General features: G+C 63.1%; 18 protein-coding genes and 1 pseudogene. 11 read left to right on the top strand and 8 right to left on the bottom strand.

Annotated features, from left to right (window positions below):
- Positions 1 to 112: 112 nt before the first annotated feature.
- The 8 genes from WDM24_RS39780 to WDM24_RS39745 all read left to right on the top strand — a co-directional run bounded on the left by WDM24_RS39780 (position 113) and on the right by WDM24_RS39745 (position 8,544).
- Positions 113 to 742, top strand: coding sequence for a TetR/AcrR family transcriptional regulator (locus WDM24_RS39780; RefSeq protein ID WP_051346175.1), 630 nt, complete (start codon positions 113 to 115; stop codon positions 740 to 742).
- A 197-nt stretch (positions 743 to 939) separates the two neighbouring features.
- Positions 940 to 1,716, top strand: a complete 777-nt coding sequence (locus WDM24_RS39775; RefSeq protein ID WP_338693121.1) for an enoyl-CoA hydratase-related protein — start codon at positions 940 to 942, stop codon at positions 1,714 to 1,716.
- Between the two features lie 33 nt (positions 1,717 to 1,749).
- On the top strand, positions 1,750 to 2,610 hold the full coding sequence (locus tag WDM24_RS39770; RefSeq protein ID WP_166299846.1) for an FAD binding domain-containing protein: 861 nt from the start codon (positions 1,750 to 1,752) through the stop codon (positions 2,608 to 2,610).
- Between the two features lie 4 nt (positions 2,611 to 2,614).
- The gene (locus tag WDM24_RS39765) at positions 2,615 to 3,097 is read left to right on the top strand and encodes a (2Fe-2S)-binding protein (RefSeq protein WP_166299844.1); all 483 of its coding nucleotides are present in this window, start codon (positions 2,615 to 2,617) and stop codon (positions 3,095 to 3,097) included.
- Positions 3,094 to 3,855: an N-acyl homoserine lactonase family protein gene (locus WDM24_RS39760; RefSeq protein WP_338829586.1), complete on the top strand. Its 762-nt coding sequence runs from the start codon at positions 3,094 to 3,096 to the stop codon at positions 3,853 to 3,855. Before WDM24_RS39765 ends, WDM24_RS39760 begins: the two co-directional genes overlap by 4 nt.
- Positions 3,848 to 6,250 carry a xanthine dehydrogenase family protein molybdopterin-binding subunit gene (locus WDM24_RS39755; protein WP_338829585.1) on the top strand — a complete coding sequence of 801 codons (2,403 nt, stop codon included), beginning with the start codon at positions 3,848 to 3,850 and terminating at the stop codon, positions 6,248 to 6,250. Before WDM24_RS39760 ends, WDM24_RS39755 begins: the two co-directional genes overlap by 8 nt.
- Positions 6,243 to 6,992 carry an SDR family NAD(P)-dependent oxidoreductase gene (locus tag WDM24_RS39750; protein WP_166299838.1) on the top strand — a complete coding sequence of 250 codons (750 nt, stop codon included), beginning with the start codon at positions 6,243 to 6,245 and terminating at the stop codon, positions 6,990 to 6,992. Before WDM24_RS39755 ends, WDM24_RS39750 begins: the two co-directional genes overlap by 8 nt.
- Positions 6,993 to 7,002: 10 nt before the next feature.
- Positions 7,003 to 8,544: a class I adenylate-forming enzyme family protein gene (locus tag WDM24_RS39745; RefSeq protein WP_338829584.1), complete on the top strand. Its 1,542-nt coding sequence runs from the start codon at positions 7,003 to 7,005 to the stop codon at positions 8,542 to 8,544.
- A 15-nt stretch (positions 8,545 to 8,559) separates the two neighbouring features.
- On the opposite strand, the gene WDM24_RS39740 is transcribed toward WDM24_RS39745, so the two are convergent.
- Positions 8,560 to 9,618 carry a helix-turn-helix domain-containing protein gene (locus WDM24_RS39740; RefSeq protein WP_338829583.1) on the bottom strand — a complete coding sequence of 353 codons (1,059 nt, stop codon included), beginning with the start codon at positions 9,616 to 9,618 and terminating at the stop codon, positions 8,560 to 8,562.
- 164 nt (positions 9,619 to 9,782) lie between these two features.
- On the opposite strand from WDM24_RS39740, the gene WDM24_RS39735 reads away from it, so the two are divergent.
- The 3 genes and pseudogenes from WDM24_RS39735 to WDM24_RS39725 all read left to right on the top strand — a co-directional run bounded on the left by WDM24_RS39735 (position 9,783) and on the right by WDM24_RS39725 (position 13,107).
- Positions 9,783 to 11,012 (top strand): ABC transporter substrate-binding protein, encoded by a 1,230-nt coding sequence (locus WDM24_RS39735; protein WP_338829582.1) that lies wholly within the window; start codon positions 9,783 to 9,785, stop codon positions 11,010 to 11,012.
- A gap of 64 nt (positions 11,013 to 11,076) precedes the next feature.
- Positions 11,077 to 12,630 carry a 4-hydroxyphenylacetate 3-hydroxylase family protein gene (locus WDM24_RS39730; RefSeq protein ID WP_338829581.1) on the top strand — a complete coding sequence of 518 codons (1,554 nt, stop codon included), beginning with the start codon at positions 11,077 to 11,079 and terminating at the stop codon, positions 12,628 to 12,630.
- Positions 12,631 to 12,667: 37 nt separating this feature from the next.
- Positions 12,668 to 13,107: pseudogene (locus WDM24_RS39725) on the top strand (SRPBCC family protein).
- 237 nt (positions 13,108 to 13,344) lie between these two features.
- Here WDM24_RS39725 and WDM24_RS39720 read toward each other — a convergent pair.
- The 7 genes from WDM24_RS39720 to WDM24_RS39690 all read right to left on the bottom strand — a co-directional run bounded on the left by WDM24_RS39720 (position 13,345) and on the right by WDM24_RS39690 (position 20,057).
- A complete protein-coding gene (locus tag WDM24_RS39720; RefSeq protein ID WP_338829580.1) occupies positions 13,345 to 14,007 on the bottom strand; it encodes a hypothetical protein in 663 nt (220 codons plus the stop codon).
- Positions 13,988 to 14,602: a papain-like cysteine protease family protein gene (locus tag WDM24_RS39715; protein ID WP_338829579.1), complete on the bottom strand. Its 615-nt coding sequence runs from the start codon at positions 14,600 to 14,602 to the stop codon at positions 13,988 to 13,990. The genes WDM24_RS39720 and WDM24_RS39715 overlap by 20 nt, the downstream gene beginning before the upstream one ends.
- A complete protein-coding gene (locus WDM24_RS39710; protein ID WP_338829577.1) occupies positions 14,599 to 15,510 on the bottom strand; it encodes a phosphatase PAP2 family protein in 912 nt (303 codons plus the stop codon). Before WDM24_RS39710 ends, WDM24_RS39715 begins: the two co-directional genes overlap by 4 nt.
- 50 nt (positions 15,511 to 15,560) lie before the next feature.
- Entirely contained in the window at positions 15,561 to 17,369 is a 1,809-nt protein-coding gene (locus WDM24_RS39705) for an adenylate/guanylate cyclase domain-containing protein (protein WP_338829576.1), read from the bottom strand.
- A gap of 282 nt (positions 17,370 to 17,651) precedes the next feature.
- The gene (locus tag WDM24_RS39700; RefSeq protein WP_338829575.1) at positions 17,652 to 18,503 is read right to left on the bottom strand and encodes an alpha/beta hydrolase; all 852 of its coding nucleotides are present in this window, start codon (positions 18,501 to 18,503) and stop codon (positions 17,652 to 17,654) included.
- Entirely contained in the window at positions 18,493 to 18,891 is a 399-nt protein-coding gene (locus tag WDM24_RS39695) for a carboxymuconolactone decarboxylase family protein (protein WP_166299818.1), read from the bottom strand. The genes WDM24_RS39700 and WDM24_RS39695 overlap by 11 nt, the downstream gene beginning before the upstream one ends.
- 23 nt (positions 18,892 to 18,914) lie before the next feature.
- The gene (locus WDM24_RS39690; protein WP_338829574.1) at positions 18,915 to 20,057 is read right to left on the bottom strand and encodes an FAD-dependent monooxygenase; all 1,143 of its coding nucleotides are present in this window, start codon (positions 20,055 to 20,057) and stop codon (positions 18,915 to 18,917) included.
- Between the last annotated feature and the right edge of the window lie 53 nt (positions 20,058 to 20,110).

Below are 20,110 nucleotides of genomic sequence, written 5' to 3'. Positions count from 1 at the left end.
AACGGACCAGTCGCGCCCGGCTACAATTCTCGACAACATGTGCTCAAAAGTGTAGATGGGCGGCAATCGAAAGCGGCGAGGCTGGTTGTTTCCGTTGACGGCTGACAAGAGAATGACGAAGCCCAAAGGGCGCGCGAAGGGCGGCGAGAAGAAGCCGAAATCGCTGCGGAGAGGGCCCGACCGTCGCCGGCAGATCATCGCTGCCGCATCCGGGCTGTTCGCCCACAAGGGATTCGAGGGCACGTCGATCCGGGAGATCGCCGCGGCATCCGGCGTGCTGTCAGGCTCGCTGTATTATCACTTTCCTTCCAAGGAAGACCTGCTGTTCACGGTGCATCAGGAGAGCCTGACGGCGATGCGCCGCGAGGTCGAAACTGCGATCGCCGGGGTTACCGATCCGTGGGCGCGGCTCGAGGAAGCGATCGTCGCGCATTGCCGTATCCTGCTCGGCGGCAGCGTCACCCGCGCCATTCTCACCCCGCCGCGCTACTACAATCTTCGAGGCGTCCGGAAGCTGGTTCGTCAGCGCGACGAGTATGAGCAGATCTTCGCGGGCCTGATCGATGAACTTCCGCTCAATCCCGACTGCGACCGGCATGCCTTCCGCCTGTCGATGCTCGGCGCCATGAACTGGACCGTGTTCTGGTTCAAGGCAGGCGGCCCGCTCAGCGTCGACCAAGTCGGCCGCCAGATCGCCCTCATGGTCCGCGGCGCTGCGATCGATCGCTCCCGAAAGCGATAGCCGGCGCTGCACGCCGCGGCCGCGCTTCGCTTGGCGATTCCGGCCTCCCGATCATCCACTTACGAGGAAAGAACGTCGAAAAGCTCTTGCGGCTTGACGCGGCCGAATAAATTAGTCTACTTATGCAAGTGACAGGGAGCACCGGCTGTCCGCCGGAAAGTTTCCGGGATTCATCGGCTGGGCGCCGGGGAGGTTACGTGTCGGAGGACATCCACATCGAGCGCCGCGACGGCATCGTTCACGTCATTCTGAATCGGCCTGCCGTGAAGAATGCCGTGACGTTGGCGATGTGGCGCGAAATGGCCGAGATCTTCGCGGGCTTTGCCGGAGACCGGGAGGTTCGCGGCATCGTCCTTCGGGGAGCGGGCAAGGATTTCTCGGTCGGTGCCGACATTTCCGAATTCGAAGAGATCAGGGACGACAGGCATCAAAGCGCCGCCTACGAGGTTGCTGTCGACGCCTGCTCGGGTGCGATTGCGGTGCTCGGAAAGCCGGTGGTGGCCGCGATCTCCGGCTATTGTCTCGGCGGCGGCTGCCATCTCGCGTTGGCGTGCGATTTCCGCTTCGGCGATCGAACCGCGACGTTCGGCATCCCCGCAGCCAGGCTTTCGATCGTCTACGGCCTGCATAGCGTGCAACGCCTGCTGGCCCTGACGGGAATTTCGAACGCAAAGCGGATCCTCTACTCAGCGGACCGCTACCCAGCGGAGCAGGCGCTGTCGATGGGATTGATCGACGAACTGCACGAAGACGCAGGCCTCGCGGCGGAGGGCTTTCTGCAGCGGTTGGCGGCCAATGCGCCGCTGTCGATCGCCGGCGCGAAGTACATGCTGAACCGGCTTTCGATGGGCGCCGGCGCGCTCGATCCGGCCGCGGCGCAGCGGCTCATCGACGAAGCCGCCGACAGCGAGGACTTCAAGGAAGGCCGCCGTGCGTTCGCGGAGAAGCGGTCGCCGCGGTTCCGCGGCGCGTAGGTCCGGAAGGGAAACAGCTTTGGAGGGCACCCAATGAAGCCTGCCCAATTCGACTACGTCGTGCCGTCGACGGTGGAAGCCGCCGTCGAAGCGCTCGTTGCCGCGAACGGCGAAGGCAAGGTGCTGGCCGGCGGTCAAAGCCTGATGCCGCTGTTGAACTTCCGGATGGCGCGTCCGACCGTGCTCGTCGACCTGAATCGCATCGAGGGATTGTCCTACATTGAGGACCGCGGCGACCGCATCGCCATCGGCGCGCTGACGCGCCATCGCGAGCTGGAACATTCACCGTTGATCGCCGCGAAGCTGCCGGTGATTGCGGCGGCGATGCGTCACGTCGCGCATCTTGCGATCCGCAACCGCGGCACAATCGGTGGCAGTCTGTCCCATGCGGATCCCGCTGCCGAACTCCCGATGCTCGCGACATTCTACGACGCCGAGATCCTGGTCCAGGGGCCTTCAGGCCGCCGGAGGATCACCCCAAAGGAATTCTTCGTCGACGCCCTGACGAACTGTCTTGAGCCGGAAGAGATCGTGGTGGAGGTCGCGTTTCCGATCCTGAAGCAGGACGGTTGGGCGTTCGAGGAGGTCGCGCGCCGGTTCGGCGATTTTGCGCTCGCCAGCATCGCCGTCTCCGTGCTCCGCGGCCCGTCCGGATTGGCGGCGGCGCGCGTCGCGGTGATGGGCGTGGCCGATACGCCGCGGCGGCTGAAAGAGGCGGAGGAGGAACTCATCGCGTTGGAGCTCGACGACCGGATGCCCGATCGCTTCTCCGAGATCGTCGTCTCCCAGGTCTCGCCGAACGACGACCTCCATGCATCGGCCGACTACCGCAGGCATCTGCTCGCACAACTGGCGAAACGGGCGTTGCAGACGGCGTTGGCGATGAGGGGCTGATCGGATGACAAGCAGCGTATCGGTGACCGTGAACGGCGAGAGCTACGACGTCTCGGATGTCGAGCCGCGCATGCTGCTTTCCGATTTCTTGCGTGACCGGCTTGGCCTGACCGGAACGCATGTCGGATGCGAGCACGGCGTGTGCGGTGCCTGCACGGTTCTAGTGAACGGCGACAGCGCGCGATCCTGCCTCATGTTGGCCGTCCAGGCCAACGGCGCGGAGATCGTTACGGTCGAAGGGCTCGGATCGCCGGAAGAGCTCAATGAGCTGCAGGCTCAGTTCCGCGAGCACCACGGGCTGCAGTGCGGCTTCTGTACGCCGGGTATGCTGATGACCGGCGAAGACCTGCTCCGGAAGTATCCGCTCCTAACCGACGAGGATATCCGGGAGGGGCTCTCGGGCAATCTCTGCCGTTGCACCGGATATCAGAACATCGTCGCGGCGATCCGAAGCGCCGCCGCCAAGCGCACGGAGAAGGCGTCATGAAGCTGAACTTCCTCGCCGCGGGGCGCCTCCGTATGAAGAAGAGCATCTACGTGCCGGACGCCGACCGCAGCGAAACCATCGATCTTCCCGTCAGCAGCGCGTTGATCCGGCACAAGCAGGGCAACGTGCTGTTCGATACCGGCTGTCATCCGTCCGTGGTCGACGATGCCGAGGGCCGGTGGGGACCGCTTGCCAAAGTCATGAAGCCAACGATGAACGCAAGCGAGACCTTGCTGCCGAGTCTCGCATGCAGCGGCCTCGAACCCGGCGACATCGATATCGTCGTGAATTCGCACTTTCACCCCGACCATTGCGGCTGCAACCAGTTCTTCAAGAAGGCGACGATCCTGGCCCACGCCAAAGAGATCGAAGCCGCTAACGCGCCGCGTGCCGAGGCGGTCGGCTATCTCAGGGACGACTGGGACTACGGACAGCCGATCGAGCCCGTAAGCGGAGAGAAGGATTTGTTCGGCGACTCCAGCGTCGTGCTGGTGCCGTTGCCGGGCCACACGCCGGGGATGCTCGGTGCGCTCGTCAGCCTCGACCGCGACGGCTGGTTTCTACTGGCGTCCGACGCGGTCAGTCTGCGGCAGAATCTCGATGCAGACGAAGCTCCGCGAAATACCTGGAACGTCGAGCAGCAGTTGAAGACCTTCCAGGAGATCCGGCGAATCGAGAAGAGCGGAGCCACGATCATCTGTGGCCATGACGACGCGCAGTGGCGGACCTTGCGCAAGGGATCCGAAGGCTATGAATAGCGATCGGCGCGCAGGTCCCTCCGACGTCCTGAGGCCGCGGAACGTCGGTGCGCCGATCAAGCGCACCGAAGACCCGCGTCTTCTGACCGGGAACGGCGAATACACGTCGGACCGGAAGCCGGACCGGCCGCTTCATCTGGCGTTCCTTCGCAGCGGTCAGCCGCACGCGCTTATCGTCCGCATCGATAGTGCGGCGGCACAGGCTGCGCCGGGCGTGGTCGCTGTGCTCACAGCGGAGGACATTGCCGGCGATTTCAAGCCGGTGATCCCGTTCTCGCGGATGCCGAACTACTACGCGACGCCGATCGTGCCACTTGCTTCCGGGAAGGTCCGCTATGTCGGGGAGGCCGTCGTCGCGGTCGTTGCGACATCGCGGTACCTGGCCGAGGACGCGCTCGAATTGATCGACGTCGAGTACGAACCGCTCGATGCGATCTCTCGGGCTGAATCAGCCATCGCTGATGGTGCGCCGCTGCTGCACGAAGCCGCCGGCACCAATGTGCTGATCGCCCGCGAATTCAAGAAGGGCGATGTTGCAGCCGATCTGAAGGCCGCCGCTGTCAAGGTTGGCGGCCGTTTCGAGATGACGCGCAAGGCGCCGCTGGCGATGGAGCCGCGAAGCTACGCCGCGGAGTACGACAAGCGCCGTGATGCCATCACGCTCTACACGTCGTCGAACATCCCCGGCATCGTTCGCGACGCGATCTCGGAATCGCTGGACCTGCCGGGGCATCGCCTGCGGGTGGTCGCACCTGATGTTGGCGGGAGCTTCGGGTCGAAGGGATCGCTCTATCCCGAGGAACTCCTGATCTGCATTGCGGCGCGCAGGCTTCGTCGGTCGGTCAAGTGGACGGCGGACAGGCTCGAGGACGTCAGCAGCAGCAGCCAGGCGTTCGCCGAAATCGTCGATGCGCAGATGGGGTTCGACGCGGATGGCATCGCGACCTCGCTGCAGGCGGACGTGATCGGGGACGTCGGCGCATTCTCGATCTATCCATGGACCTGTGGTCTGGAACCCGTTCAGGTCGTGAGTTTCCTTCCGGGGCCCTACAAGATCGGATCCTACAGGGGCACCGTGCGCGGCGTTGCGACCTGCAAGCCGCCGACCGGCCCTTACCGCGGCGTCGGCCGCCCGATCTCGACCTTCGTCGCCGAACGGCTGATGGACCTCGGAGCGGCGGCGCTCGGCATTGATCCGCTCGAAATCAGGCGCCGGAATCTGGTCCGGGCAGAGGAGTTTCCGTACCGGATCGCGTCCGGAATTATCTGGGACAAGACCGGCTTCATCGAATGTCTGGAAGCCGCTGCGGAGGCGGCCGGCTATGATCAGCTTCGCAAGGAACAGGCCGACGCGCGCAAGCAAGGGCGCCTGTTCGGCATCGGTATCGCTTCCTACGCCGAGTTGACGGGCATCGGGTCGAGGATCGCGGTGGCGCCGGGCATGCCGATCAACACCGGCTCCGAAACGGCAAAGATCACGATCGACTCAACCGGAGCCATTACCGCGGCATTTGGCGTCGCCTCGCATGGCCAAGGCCTCGAGACCACGTTGGCCCAGATCGTCGCCGACGATCTCGGAGCCCGGTTCGAGGACGTCCGCGTCATCCAGGGCGACAGCGACGAGGTGCCGATGTCGACCGGGACCTACGCAAGCCGCAGCGCGGTGCTCGGGGGCGGTGCCGCGAAGCATGCCTCCAGGATACTTCAGGAGAAGATCAAGCGGGTGGCCTCGTATCTTCTCGAAGCCAACGCTGACGACATCGAGGTGAGCGAAGGCAAAGCCGTTGTGCTCGGCACCGACCGCACCGTGACGTTCAAGCAGATCGCCAAGGCGGTCTATTCCGACATGAAGACGCTGCCGGTCGATGCACGTGAGGAATTGAGCGCCACCTACACCTACGATCCGATCAACGGGACGACCGCGGCCGCCACGCACATCGCCGTGGTCGAGGTCGATCCGGTGACATGCTTCGTGCGAATCCTCAAATTCGTCGTCGCCGAAGACTGCGGTCGCCTCATCAACCCGATGATCGTCGATGGTCAGGTGCATGGTGGCGTCGCGCAGGGCATCGGCGCCGCGTTGCTCGAGGAGCTGATCTATGACGAAGACGGCCAGCTCCTGACTGCGAGCCTCGTCGACTACATGATCCCTTCCGCGCCGGACATACCGTTCATGGACGTCGTTCATGTCGAGAGCGAATCCGCCGCGGCGGGCGGCTTCCGGGGCATGGGCGAGGGCGGCACGATCGGCGCGCCGGCGGCGATCGCCAACGCGATCGCCGATGCGCTGTCGCCGCTCGGTGTCGGTGTCGCGATCCTTCCGATGACGCCGGAGCGCATTTTCAAACTGATGGAACAAGCCAAGCTCAAATCGAGAGGAAAAGCAGATGAGTGACTTGAAAGGACGCGTTGCCCTGGTGACTGGAGGCGGACGGGATGTCGGCGCAGCCATCTCCCTGATGCTGGCAGAACGCGGCGCGAGCGTCGCCGTCAACTATCACAGTTCGAAGGCGGATGCCGAAGCGGTGGTCGCCGAGATCGGGAAGGCCGGCGGCAAGGCGAAGGCCTACCAGGCCGACATCGCGGACGCCGACATCGTCAAGAAGATGATCGCGGACATCAAGAGCGATTTCGGCGGATTGGACATCCTGGTCAACAACGCCGGCCTGGTGTTCCGCAAACGGTTCAGCGAGAGCACGCCGGAGGATTGGAAGAAGCAGATCGACACCTGCCTCTATGGCGCGCTGAATTGTTCCCACAGCGCAGGCCCTCTGCTCGAGGCGTCGGGCCACGGACGGATCATCTCGATCATGGGCGACTCTTCCAGGGTCGGCGAATCCGGCTTGGCGCTTGGTGCCGCGGCGCGCGCCGGCACGATCGCGCTGATGAAGTCGCTGGCGCGCGAATGGGGCCGTTCGGGCGTGACCGCCAACTCGATTTCGCTCGGCCTGATCGAAACCGCGCACGACAAGACCTGGGTCGATGCGAACCGCGAGAAGCTGGTCAAGGCTTACGCGATCCGTCGTCTGGGACTGCCCTCCGACGTCGCGCCGCTGGTCACCCTGCTCGCCTCCGATGCCGGAAGCTGGATCACCGGGCAGGTGATCAGCGTCAACGGCGGATACAGTATGGTCTAGGGAGGGAGGCATGCTTCACGTCGATCTGATCGCGCCGATTGCGACGCTTCTCGAGCGTCACGCGCAACAACGCCCGGGCCAAATAGCGTACTGGGATTCGTCGCGGTCCGTCACCTACGCGGCTCTCGCCAGGCGGACCGCGTCGATCGCGGCCAACCTGACGAAGGCCGGTCTGCGCGACGGCGACAGGATCGCGATCTACCTGCCGAACGGCGTCGATTGGATCGAAGCATGCTTCGCCGCCTTGCGTGCCGGCGCGGTCGTTGTCCCCATCAGCTACGACGCGGCGGAGGGGGAGATCAGCTATCGGCTGATCGACGCTGGATGCGGCTTCATCGTCACAACACCTGCCAGAAAGGAAACGATTCACAAGGTCTGCCGCGATTCCTCCATCGCGCCGGATGTGATCTTCGCGGGGGCGGATGCCGAAACGGAAAGCGTTTCGTTGGCTCGCCTTGCGACTGACGATGCCGCAGCGCCCTCCGATCCCAATGACATCGATCGTTCGTCGTTCATCATCTACGCGTCGGGGACGACTGGACGGGCAAAGGGCGTGCTGCTGTCGCTACGCAGCATGCTTTGGATCGCTGCGTCGTGCTGGACACCGATTGCGGAACTGAACGAGAAGGACATCGTGCTGTCGCCGTTGCCGCTGTTCCACTCCTACGGCCTCAATCTGTCCGTGCTCGGCGTGCTCGCCGTGGGCGCGAGCGAGCACATCATGGAGAAGTTTTCGCCTCAGCAGGCGCTCGACCTGCTGCAGACGGGAAAGTATTCGGTGCTGCCGGGCGTGCCGACGATGTTCCATTATCTCTTGTTGCGTGCCCAGGAGAGCGGTGTCGAGCGCCTCGGCGCGGTCCGGCTCTGCATCTCGGCCGGCGCCATCATGCCGGCGACCCTCAACCGCGGATTCGAGGATCGCTTCAAGACGCGGCTGCTCGACGGATACGGCATCACCGAGACCGCCACCATGGTGACGATGAACTGGCTGCACGGCGCGCGACCGATGGGATCGTGCGGGCTGCCGGTGCCCGGGCTCGCCGTACGTATCGTCGATCCGTCGTCCGCCGAGGACGTCCCGTTCGGCGAGGAGGGCGAGTTGATCGTCCGCGGACCGAACCTGATGCAGGGCTATCACAACAAGCCGGCGGAGACTGCGTCTGCGCTGCGCAAGGGCTGGTATCACACCGGTGATCTCGCGAAGTCGGACCCGGCGGGCTATCTGACGATCACTGGCCGGATCAAGGAGCTGATCATCCGTGGCGGTCAGAACATCGCGCCCGCCGAGATTGAGGAGGTCGTCGTCCGGCATCCCCAGGTCAAGGACTGTGCCGTGGTCGGCGTGAAGCATGCGACGCTGGGAGAGGTGCCCTGCCTCTTCGTCGTTGCGAAGGACAACGAACTCGATGTGGTTGCGCTGCTGGATCATTGCAGGGCGCATCTGTCGGCCTACAAGATTCCCGAGGCGACCCATCTCGTCGGCGAAATTCCAAGGACCGGCTCCGGGAAGATCATGCGCTTCAAGCTGGTCGAAACGTTGAGCCAGGCGTGAACGGAGGGACGCCGTTCAGTCCACCGATCGCGGCCCCAAAGCGCCGAACGATTTGGGATCGTAGGTCAGCCGGTAGCGCATATCCGCGGCGACGATCGGCCGTTTGCAGCGGTCGCAATCCACCGAAGCGTTGAAGTCGTGTCCGCATTTGAGATGGGTGAGCAGCAGCGGGGGCTTGCCTTTGGAAAGCCAGCGGTCGCCCCATCGCAGCATCGCGATGAAGGGGCCATAGAGATCCAGGCCCATCTCGGTCAGAAGATATTCGTAGCGGTCGGGGGAGCTCTGGTATTGCCGGCGGTAGAAGACGCCGTTGGCAACCAGGCGGTTGAGCCGATCGGTCAGGATGTTCGGCGCGATCGCGAGCTCGGTCAGGATCTTGTCGTAGCGGCGGTTACCGAAGAATCCTTCGCGAACGACCATGAAGCTCCACTTGTCGCCGATGATCTCTAGGGCGCGCGAGACCGAACTCGGGCGCCCGAGCATGAACCGGCTCCCGTCGGAAGCCCGCCTGGTGTTGCGGCCCGGCTTGGCAGGGCGTCGTCCGGCGCCGGGGCCGTCCCGGTACGTCGCATCGCGCGCGCCGACGCTTTCGCCGCAATGGGAGCACGTGACGATGGGGTGGCTGTCGCAACCGCAATTGGTGTGGATCAGCGTCAGCGGAGGGGGCTTGCCCTTGGATAGCCAACGATCGCCGAACTGCATGAGGGCGATGAAGCTCGGATAGAGATCGAACCCCATCTTGGTCAGCCGGTATTCCTTGCGTTGCGAGGAGCCGGGCGCGACCTGGCGGAAGATGGCGAGCTGGGTGAGCTTCCTCAGCCGGTCGGTGAGCGTGGCCCGCGGGATGCCGAGCGCCGAGCGGAACGCTTCAAACGTCTGCGTTCCGAAGAATGCTTCGCGGATGATCAGGAATGCCCAGGCATCGGAGACGATGTCCAGCGTGCGCGCGACCGAACAATTGCGTTCGGTTCGACCGGCGGCCGTCCGGTCCGCAGTCGCCGGTGACCTCGGTTTGGCCGAGGCTTTGGTGCTCTGAATCTTGGCGGCGGCGGGCATTCCGGAAAGTCCATCCATGCAGCCACCGCGAGTGCGGCGGCCCCGAAAGTAGCGCACCTCTAGCACATCGGCGCGATTGACTCGCCCGAAAAATCAGTCTAGTTATGCATGTAATGTAAGTCTAGTTATGCTAGTTAAAGAAATATAGAAATCGGCGGCATGAGACCCCGGGGAGGAACGTCATGAACCTGAAAATAGCGAGCGTCCTGGTCGCATCCGTTGCGACGCTGGTGGTCATCAATGGCGGCGCCGTCGCCCAGACCGCGGCGATTTCGGACGGCGGCGTGAAAATCGGTGTGCTGACGGATATGTCCGGACAGTTCTCGCACGAATCCGGCGAAGGAGCCGTTACGGCGATCAAGATGGCCGTCGAGGATTTCGGCGGCAAGGTTCTCGGCAAGCCGATCGAGGTCGTCGTCGCCGACCACCAGAACAAGCCCGACACCGCATCCGCGCTGGCGCGCAAATGGTTCGACGTCGATCACGTCGACATGATCGGCAACCTCATCAATTCCTCGATCGCGCTCACGGTCTCCGGACTGGCGAAGGAGAAGAACCGGATCGCCATCATCAACGGCTCCGGATCATCCCGGTTGACCGGGGATGCGTGCACGCCGAATAGCGTCCACTATGCGTACGATACCTACGCTCTCGCGCGCGGCACGGGCACAGCGCTCGCCAAAGAGGGCAAGAAGTCGTGGTACTTCCTGACCGCCGACTACGCATTCGGGCACGCGCTCGAAGCCGATACCTCGGCGGTCGTGAAGGCGATGGGCGGCGAAGTCGTCGGGGCGACCCGCTATCCGCCCGAGACGTTCGACCAGTCCTCTTTCCTGCTCCAGGCGCAGTCGTCGAAAGCACAGGTCGTTGCGCTGGCCGGCTCCGGCAACGTGCTGGTGAACTCGATCAAGTCGGCCCAGGAGTTCGGGATCCAGCACGGCGGACAGTCGCTCGCGGGGCTGCTCGTCTGGATCACCGACGTCAAGAGTCTGGGCCTCAGCGCGGCGCAGGGGCTGGTGCTGACAAACGCCTTCTACTGGGACCGCGACGACGAGACGCGGGCGTGGTCGAAGCGGTTCTTCGAGCGCATGAAGCGGCCGCCGCATATGGGCGACGCCGGCGACTATTCGTCCACCATGCACTATCTGCGGGCCGTCCAGGCCGCGGGCACCGACGATGCGCAGGCCGTCATGAGCAAGATGCGCGAGCTGCGGATCAACGATTTCTTCGCCAGGAACGGCAGGATCCGGGAGGACGGCCGCATGGTCCACGACATGTACGTCTACGAGGTCAAGAAGCCGTCGGAGTCGAAGGGCGATTGGGATTTCTACAAGCTTCGCGAAGTTATTCCCGGCGATCAGGCGTTTCGTCCGCTCAAGGACAGCGCATGCCCGCTGGTGAAGAAAGGTTGACACAGATCGATAACAGGGGCCGCGATGCCGTTGCGTTGCGGCCCCGCACCGATGAGGCATCGTGATGGATCAGGACGTCGTCGCCGGCGGCTCGGCTCAGTTCTGCAATCCGATCCGGTCCGGCTCCGAATATATCGAGAGCCTGAGAGGGCGGAAGCTGAAGGTCTATCTGATGGGTGAGGCGGTCGAGGAGCCGGTCGACCATCCGATCATCAGGCCGTCGATCAACGCGGTCGCGAGGACCTACGACCTCGCCAACGAGGATCCCGAACTGGCGTCCGCTATCTCGCCTCTGACCGGGGACCGCGTGAACCGCTTCCTCCACATCTCTGCGAGCCCCGGCGATCTCGTCATGCAGAACAAGATGCAGCGTCGTCTCGGGCAACTGACGGGTACGTGCTTCCAGCGCTGCGTCGGCATGGATGCGCTCAATTCGCTGCATTCGGTGACATACGATCTGGATGGGAAGCACAGCACCGGCTATCACGCGCGGTTCAAGCAGTTCCTCGCGCGCGTGCAGCGCGCGAACCTGGTCATCGGCGGCGCGATGACGGATGTGAAGGGCGATCGCGGGCGATCGCCCTCGCAGCAGGCTGATCCGGATCTCTTCCTTCACGTCGTGCGCCGCACGTCGGAAGGCGTCTATGTCAGCGGCGCGAAGGCGCATCAGACGGGCTGCCTGAATTCGCATTGGCTGATCGTGATGCCGACGATGCGGCTGGAGGCTGCCGACAAAGACTACGCGATCGCCGGCGCCATCCCGGTGGACGCCGACGGCATCACCTACATCTATGGCCGGCAATCCTGTGATACGCGCAGCGCCGAGGAGGGCGACATCGACGCCGGCAACGCGCGGTTCTCCGGCCAGGAAGCGATAATCGTCTTCGAGGAGGTGTTCATTCCGAATGAACTCGTCTTCCTCGACGGGGAGTTCGAGTTTGCCTCCACGCTGGTCGAACGCTTCACCTGCTACCATCGCCGCAGCTACGTGTGCAAAACGGGCGTGGGCGACGTGCTGATCGGCGCGGCCGCCGCGGTCGCGGATTACAACGGTGTCGAGCACGTCTCGCATGTACGCGACAAGCTCGTCGAGATGACCCATCTCAACGAGACGATCTATGGGACCGGTGTCGCCGCGAGCCATCAGGGGATCGCGATGAAGTCCGGGGCGTATCTTCCGGACGAGATGCTGGCGAATGTGTGCAAACACCACGTCACGCGTTTTCCCTACGAGATCGGCCGCCTGGCGCAGGATCTTGCCGGCGGATTGATGGTCACCCTTCCTTCTGAGCGCGAGCTAAGGCACGAAACGGTCGGCCCCCTGATCGAAAAATATCTCAAGGGACGTCCGGAGGTCTCGACCGAGGACAGGATCCGGGTCCTGCGCCTGGTGGAAAATATGACGCTCGGCAGGAACGCCGTGGGATATCTCACCGAGTCCATGCACGGCGCGGGATCACCTCAGGCGCAGCGGATCCAGATCGCCCGTTCGATGCAGATCGAGTTCAAGAAGACGTTGGCGAAGACTTTGGCCGGCGTCGCCGACGCCTCGCGCGCGCAGATATCGAACGACCTGTCCACCTACATGGCGCGGGTGTTCGCGCCGGTTCGCAATTGATGCTCGCTATGCATTCCCGAAAGCCCGGAGACGTTCCATGGCGATGACGATGACTGGAGAGATTCAACTTTCGGCGCCTCGGGAGGCGGTTTGGGAAAAGCTGAATGACCCCGACATCCTGAAGGCCTGCATCCCGGGGTGCGAGGAATTGGAGAAAACCGACGAGGGGGGCTTTCGCGCCGTCGCCCGGATGAAGGTTGGTCCCGTGTCGGCTCGATTTCGCGGGAAAGTCACCTTGAGCGATCTCGATCCTCCCAACGGCTACAAGATTTCAGGGGAAGGCGAGGGCGGTGTGGCGGGCTTCGCGAAGGGGGCGCCAAGGTCGATCTCGTCGAACGCGAGGGAGGCACGCTTTTGAGCTATCACGTCGATGCCCAGATCGGCGGCAAGCTCGCGCAGCTGGGGCAGCGGCTCATCAACGGCACGGCCAAGAAGATGGCGGACGAATTCTTCGCCAATTTCGCGCGGGCTCTCTAGAGTACTTTCGGTTCTGATTGAATCAGAACCGAAGCCCTAGCTTCTTGTTTTGACGCGTTTTCTTTGCGCGAACCGGCGTCCACTTCGCTCGAAAACACTCTGGTGCTAGAATCCATCGTGCGGCTTGGCGCCCTCGATGCCACCAACGAAGCAATTCGCGGGAGCTAGCAGGATCGGCCTGAGGGCTCCCGCTGTTTCTTTGAAGGGTGCCCCGGCAGTTTGGGGCACCGATTTGTGTCACCCTGCCGAAGCGCTGTCGGTTGGAACCGCAAGCGATGCTTGAAACAGGACAGCAAGCAGCTGTGCGGGCTTCACGTCACGGAAGGCGGGCAGAAGGTTCGAATCCATCGGCAGGATGAAGTCTTTTTGGCTGTCCTGATATCGGATCCACAATCCGGCAAAGTAAATTGCCGGCGCAAGCAGCAGCATTGGCTCGCAAGAGTTGCCATCGTCGATGCTGGACGAGATCGCTTCGCGGACCGAGGGTGTCTGAAGCGCTTTGAGAGAGCTGGTGACGTATGGCCCCTCGTTCAATTCGGCCAGGCGGTAACCTCCGTGATCTGTCAACACAGCATGAGCCGCAGCAATCGGCTCGAGAGCGTCGTTCCTGTCATAGATGAGAAACCGCCAACCGAGGATAGTCACTACGGAATCGAGCGCGGGCAACTCAATTGACGCGGGAGCCTTGGCGCCGTTGTTGGGCCGGATCAGACGACGCAACGTGTTCAATCGCAGCAGTGCAATGCGATGCGGTGCGCAAAGCTGGAGGCCTTCGGGATGGTCGCTGTGCGCGAAGCTTAACTTGGGCGTCGCAAAGCCCCGCGTGGATGCTCGCTTGATCATGCCGGCAAGGACGGCGTTGCGGGCCCCATCTGAAAGATCAGCTGCTGAGATCGGCATGCGCTGTCCCCTTGGTGTAGTATGTGTCCGTCCAGGTGCCGCAGTTGATGTAACCGCGCGGGAATTCCTCGGCGTCGATGTCCGAGAGGCCCCACCAGGGGTCCGCGATCGCCAGGCCGCGGTCATCTTGCTGCTGCGCACCGGGCGCGGATTCACCGGTGTAGCCTTTGATCGTGACAAGGTGGGCCCCGCCGCCATTCCAGACGATGCGCATGCATAGCGGGCGGGTGCCGCCGATCTCTTCCTGGGTCTCTTGAAAGGACGCGGGTCGGCGCGCCGTCCATTTGCTGAAATGGCCAACGCGGAACAGCGACGACATCAGGTAGCCGTAGACATTACATGTCTCCTTGCCGCCCACGCAGCAATCATCCCGGCCGAGTTGCCCGTTCGCGATGTCGCATTGGGTTACTGTGCTGGAGGGCCGATAAAAATGGGCGACGCTGGCCGCGACCGCGGCCCAGCACCAGTTTGACTTTTCCTGCTGCAGGTTCTTGAAGTCGAGCAGCCGCCATCTCGATTGCGTGAGCGGAGGCAATTCAATCGGGACGCAGGTTGCGTTCACGAGAGAAACGGTTTCGTCTGCTGTTGAGGTCACGATCGTTCCTCCGGTTTCGCTGTGGAGGTCGGATATCCGGAAGGCAGGGCCAGCGTCCCGGCCCCGCCAGGCTCGCGTTTGGCCTCGATCAATGTCGTCTTGAATGTCGGACAAGTTTTAAGGATATCGAACGCCTGGCGTGCAATGTCCCTCCCCGCAGCCGTGTCGCTCGGATAATGGACGCCCGCCACCTCGCGATTGCGGCCAATGCGATCGGCCAATGCAACGAGTGCCCTTTTGGTATGCTGAGGATCGATCTCCGCAAGCGACAGCGCGATCAGGTGGCTTTCGAGCGAATGCGCGCTCGGAAACGAGGCGTGCCCCGGCGAATTGATCAACGGAACGAGAGCAGGACAGATCTGTTGCGGTCGAGCCCGATTGAATTTGAGCTTGAAGTGAATCGCGACCATTTGAGCGACCCGGATCGCCATCTCAATGATCTTGAGCGTGTTGGGATGTGACCACGCTGACATCATCAAGACCTCGGCAAAATAGCCGCGGAGTCTCGCATTTTGATCGAGAATTTCCCCGATCAGGCGCGGGCGCTCGTCGCGAGCCATGGCGGCCAGCTGATCAATTTCGACAACAATTCTTGCATGATCCGTTGGCGGACCATCGTGCTGAATATAGCGGCGCCAATTGGTCTCGCCGAACTCCGCCAGGGCGATCACGCCAAAGAGGTCGGGTTGCCACCCCGACCAAGGGAAAACCGCATTGAAATTGAATTCCGACTCACGGATTTCACCGCCCAGCGGATCGAAGATCAGGAAAGGTGCGCCCTGCGGCGGTGGCGAACCAACATAGGCTCCGCCTGCACCATAGCTCTGACCGCCACCACCGCCGCCACCGCCATCCCCGCCGCCGTCGCCGCCACCGTCCCCGCCGCCATCACGCAAATGAAATTGCATTGCAACCTCCCAGCTCCAATGATCATTTTGTCAAATCGGGTCACTCCAATTCACGCAGGAAGTCCTGCGGCTTCCAGTCTTTGCACGTAAAGTGAGGCCTGCTCCGCCTTGAAAGGGCAACGCGGCGCATAGTGAGATACAGTGAACTGCGGCAAGACCAACCGATGATGCTTCGCCATCAGCGAGGCGTCCTCATCCCGGCCGACGGCCACCAGGCTTGCCGCCGCGATCCTGATCGCGTTTCCATACCGTGGATTGAGGCTGAGTGCCTTTCGCGACCAGCGAATGGCTTCCTCATAGGTGCCGTTCAAATAATGATTTTGGCAGAGTCGTGAATAATTGACGAAGGCTTGTTGATCCAGCGGGGACAGCCGAATGGCCCGTTCGGCCCGCTCAATTCCCGACGCTGCCTGGCCGATGAAGCCGTATGTTGCGCTGCTGAACATCCATGCCCAGGGATTGTTTGGCGACGCCGCAAGCGCACGATCAAAGCAGTCCAAAGCCGTGTCATAGTCAAAATGGAATGCACTCCGCGCGTGCCCTTGCAGTGAAAGAGCAAGTGCGTCGGATGGATCGCGTTCGATGGCGCAGTTCGAGAGCCGAATGATCTCGGCGACTTCGGCGTCGGGATCGGTCGATCGGCCCTCGGCAATGTTCAGCATATGCCAACGCGCAGAAAATGCATATGGTGCCGCATAGCCGTCGTCCTCCTCGCGCGCCCGCTCCAACAGGGTCCGAGCCCGCGAAAAGCTCGCGAAGTCCAGCTTGTAGAGGAGGTCAAGGGCGCGCAGAAAATAATCGTACGAGTTCAGATTGTGAGGACGCTTCCGCATCGCGCGTTTGACTTCGGCCTGTTGCACATGCGCCGAGATGCGACCCACGATCATGAGGGCGATTTCGTCCTGCACCCCGAAGATCTGCTCGATATCCGTCTCGTATTTTTCCGCCCATATGACCGATGCCGTCGATAAGTCCCCGAGCTCGACAGAGAGCCGAATTCGACCGCCGGCGCGCCGGATCTTGCCACTGAGAAAATATCGCACGCCAAGCCGTTCGCCGGCCACCGTTCCGTGATCGACGGCGCGGCGATCGATCATCATGGTCGATCCGCGAGCAACAACCAGAAGATGACGAATATTGCTGAGCGTTGCGATGATATCGTCGACGAATCCCTCAGCGAAATAATTGTCGTCGGCGTCGTCTGAAAGACTGACGAATGGCAGGACCGCGATCGAGGGCAGTCTTGCGCGTTTCGAAGGCGAGCCCGCGAACCCGACTGCCGCACCGCGATCCACCCCCGGCAATCGTAACGAGAACGCGGTGACGGCCCGCGTCAAATTCTTCAGCCGAAGGTCGCCAAGACTGTCGAATTTCAGTTCTCCGACGCCATCAAGATTATCGAGCATGGCCGACGACACCACGATTCCGCCCGCCGGCGCAGCCGTCTGAAGGCGCGCGGCGATATTGACGGCGCTTCCGTAGACGTCATCGAGATCGAATATGACGGGCTCCCAATGAAGACCAATTCGAAATGCGATGCGACGCTCGGGAGAATGCTGGCTTTCCCGAACCGGGATTTCCTGCTGCAACTCGGTCGCGCACTCCAGCGCATCCAACGGGCTCTCGAATACCGCGAGAAACCCGTCACCGGTATTCTTTACGATTTCACCGCGATGGGAGACGATGGTCGGATCGGTGATTTCGACACGTAGAGTCCGAAGGTGTTGATGGGTTTCGAACTCGGCCGCTTCCATCAGCCGGGTATAACCAACCACATCAGCCGCAAGGACAGCGCGATAAGCCCGCTCAAAGGGAGGCGTCACTTGAGGGGACAAGACAGGGTCAGTCTGCACTGCCATGCTCGATACACCGGCGCGTTGTGACCTTCTCTGTACTCTAGCATGAGGAAACGACGCTGTCGCCACCGGGTTGGGAGTCATCGGTGGGCGAGAACCGCCACAAAGGGGCTGGCAGAGGCCTGCTATGCGGGAATCAGGTGCAGATGACGGCCAGCAGTCGGTGCCGACATATCTCCTCCACGGATGGAAAGGACCAAGCGATAGCCCGACAGGGTGGCGGCGCAGCCAGCCCGGTCGCATTTCGATAAGAGCTATCACCGGGTTGAGAATTCCTACTTTGCGCTATGCAAATCGAGCCAGCTCGCGCAAGTGCCCGTCGATCACAGCGTCGACCTCGTCCGGGTGATCCACCTGGGGCAGATGCCCGGCGCCGGGGATGATCGTCAGCCGGCAACTCAGCATCGCCGCTAGCTCGGTCATCGGCTGCACCAGCAACTGGTCGCGCGCGCCCACGATCATCGTAAGCGGCAGCCGCATCGTCTTCACACCGTCGAGATAGGCGAGGTCTTGAATCGCGCGGGCGCAGCCGATGAAGCCTTCGGGATCGGTCTCGTTGATGCAGTTCAGCAGCGCAGCTGTGATCGTCGGATGCGCCGTGAGAAAGGCGGAGCCGAACCAGCGCTCGGCGGTCGGCGCGGCCAGCGGCGCTATGCCGCGCTCGCGCACCAGCGCGATCCGGTCGTCCCATGCCGCGGCAAACGGCGGCGGCGCATCGGCGCGTGCGGCGATTGCGCACAGGCTGAGCAGGCGGTCGGGATGACGCACGCCGAGACCGAATGCCGTCATGCCGCCCTGCGAGACGCCGATCACATGAGCTTGCCGGATGCCGAAGTGATCGAGCACCGCGACCGCATCCGCCACCAGATCATCCATGGTGTAGGGGCCGCGCGGCGCTTCCGAGTGTCCGTGACCGCGGCTGTCCAGTGCGAGCACGCGATAGCCGCGCCCGGCAAGGGCGATCGCCTGCCGATGCCAGATCGCGCTGCTGGTCAGGATCGAATGGCAGAGCAGCACCGGCGCCCCGCGCTCGGGGCCGCCGGCACGGACGCTGAGCCGTCCGGCTTTGCCCTGCACATCGAGCCGGACAAAGCCCTGCCATGCGGCTGTTACGATCGGGGCCGGTTCAGTCGACAAGACCCATCTCCGCGAAGACATCCTTGGCAATGCGGAAGCTGTCGAGCCCGGCGGGCATGCCGCAATAAACCGCGATCTGCAGGAACACCTCGCGCAGCTCGGTCTTGCTCAGCCCGTTGTTGAGCGCGCCGCGGATATGTACCTTGAGCTCGTGCGGCCGATTGAGCGCCGCGATCATGCCGAGGTTGAGCAGGCTGCGGCCGCGCTTGTCGAGATCCGGGCGATTCCAGATCTCGTCCCAGCAATATTCGGTCGCGAGCTTCTGGATCGGCCAGTTGAAATCGTCGGCAGCCTTCAGCGATCGCTCGACATAGGCGTCGCCGAGCACGGTGCGGCGGGTCTTGAGGCCGCGCTCGAATTTCTCGCCGCGGGGATTTGCGTCGGTCATCGTCTTCTCCTGTTGAGCTGTGGTCAGGCCAGCGCCGGCTCGGCGAGTGGCGCGGTCCAGGCGTCGTAGCCGTAGACCCAGTCCGGATCGGTCGGGTTCTTGAGCCAGGTGTTGGTCCGCGAGCTCGACTGCACGCGCGAGGTCCTGGGCTTGCGCGTCGCCTCGAAGCGGCGGAAGGCCTCGGCGACGCCGTCGCGATCGACGCCCTTCAGGCAGCGCGACAGCACCGCCGCATCCTCGATCGCCATCGCCGCGCCCTGCGCCATGTAGGGCGTCATCGGATGGCAGGCGTCGCCGAGCAGCGTGATGTTGCCGTCGCTCCAGCGCGGCAGCGGGTCGCGGTCGACCAGCGCCCATTTGTGTACCGACGGGCAGGCCTCGAGCACATGGCGGACCTGGGGATGGAAGCCGTCGAACGCCTTGCGCAATTCGCTGACGTCGCCGGTGGCCGACCATGATTCCACGGTGAAGCCGGGCTCCGGCTGGCTGGTCACGAAGTAGACCTCGCTACGGTCAGGCTTGACGTAATAGATGACGATGTGGCGATCCGGCCCCCACCATTTGGTGCAATCGTCGATCGGATAGCCGTTGAGCAGCGCCGCCGGGAACACGGTGCGATAGGCGATGCGGCCGGTGAAGTTTGGCTCGTCGCGGCCGAACAGGCGCTCCTTGACGAAGGAATGCACGCCGTCTGCGGCCACCACGGCGTCGACCGTCGTGGTGTGACCGTTGGCGAAGGTCAGCGCCACCGAGCGGTCGGCGCGCTGTTCGATCGCGGTCAGCTTGTGGTCGAGACGGATCAGGTGGTCAGGCACGGCGCTGGCGAGCGCCGCATGCAGGTCGCCGCGATGCCCGAGCAGATAGGGTGCGTCATAGCGCTCCTCGGCGACGGGACCGAACACCATGTCGAAGCGCACCGCGCCGGTGTCGTATTCCTTGTTGTTCCAGGAGCGCGGATAGAACGCCTCGCGGCGCAGTACCGGCTCCAGGTCCCACGCCCGCATCACCTTCATGGCGTTGCAGCCGATCTGGATGCCGGCGCCGAGCCGCGTGAAGCGTTGGGCCTGTTCGTACACCGTCACATCGATCCCTGCGCGGGTCAGCGCCGCGGCGGAGGCAAGCCCGCCCATGCCGGCGCCGATCACCGCCACCGAAAGTCTGCTCATTGTTGCTCCTCGTCCCTTGCGCCGGTTGACGGCCGGCTTCCCCATCCTTGTCG

It is taken from the genome of Bradyrhizobium sp. 27S5, assembly GCF_037217225.1.
GTDB lineage: Bacteria > Pseudomonadota > Alphaproteobacteria > Rhizobiales > Xanthobacteraceae > Bradyrhizobium > Bradyrhizobium septentrionale.
This window is presented reverse-complemented; position numbering and strand designations above follow the sequence as displayed.

What these genes read in the sequence shown, in the direction of transcription:
- WDM24_RS39755 (WP_338829585.1), top strand. Translation starts at nt 3,848, where the DNA reads ATGAATAGCGATCGGCGCGCAGGTCCCTCCGACGTCCTGAGGCCGCGG.
- WDM24_RS39770 (WP_166299846.1), top strand. Translation starts at nt 1,750, where the DNA reads ATGAAGCCTGCCCAATTCGACTACGTCGTGCCGTCGACGGTGGAAGCC.
- WDM24_RS39750 (WP_166299838.1), top strand. Translation starts at nt 6,243, where the DNA reads ATGAGTGACTTGAAAGGACGCGTTGCCCTGGTGACTGGAGGCGGACGG.
- WDM24_RS39735 (WP_338829582.1), top strand. Translation starts at nt 9,783, where the DNA reads ATGAACCTGAAAATAGCGAGCGTCCTGGTCGCATCCGTTGCGACGCTG.
- WDM24_RS39690 (WP_338829574.1), bottom strand. Translation starts at nt 20,057, where the DNA reads ATGAGCAGACTTTCGGTGGCGGTGATCGGCGCCGGCATGGGCGGGCTT.
- WDM24_RS39695 (WP_166299818.1), bottom strand. Translation starts at nt 18,891, where the DNA reads ATGACCGACGCAAATCCCCGCGGCGAGAAATTCGAGCGCGGCCTCAAG.
- WDM24_RS39760 (WP_338829586.1), top strand. Translation starts at nt 3,094, where the DNA reads ATGAAGCTGAACTTCCTCGCCGCGGGGCGCCTCCGTATGAAGAAGAGC.
- WDM24_RS39730 (WP_338829581.1), top strand. Translation starts at nt 11,077, where the DNA reads ATGGATCAGGACGTCGTCGCCGGCGGCTCGGCTCAGTTCTGCAATCCG.
- WDM24_RS39765 (WP_166299844.1), top strand. Translation starts at nt 2,615, where the DNA reads ATGACAAGCAGCGTATCGGTGACCGTGAACGGCGAGAGCTACGACGTC.
- WDM24_RS39745 (WP_338829584.1), top strand. Translation starts at nt 7,003, where the DNA reads ATGCTTCACGTCGATCTGATCGCGCCGATTGCGACGCTTCTCGAGCGT.
- WDM24_RS39740 (WP_338829583.1), bottom strand. Translation starts at nt 9,618, where the DNA reads ATGGATGGACTTTCCGGAATGCCCGCCGCCGCCAAGATTCAGAGCACC.
- WDM24_RS39720 (WP_338829580.1), bottom strand. Translation starts at nt 14,007, where the DNA reads ATGCCGATCTCAGCAGCTGATCTTTCAGATGGGGCCCGCAACGCCGTC.
- WDM24_RS39780 (WP_051346175.1), top strand. Translation starts at nt 113, where the DNA reads ATGACGAAGCCCAAAGGGCGCGCGAAGGGCGGCGAGAAGAAGCCGAAA.
- WDM24_RS39710 (WP_338829577.1), bottom strand. Translation starts at nt 15,510, where the DNA reads ATGCAATTTCATTTGCGTGATGGCGGCGGGGACGGTGGCGGCGACGGC.
- WDM24_RS39705 (WP_338829576.1), bottom strand. Translation starts at nt 17,369, where the DNA reads ATGGCAGTGCAGACTGACCCTGTCTTGTCCCCTCAAGTGACGCCTCCC.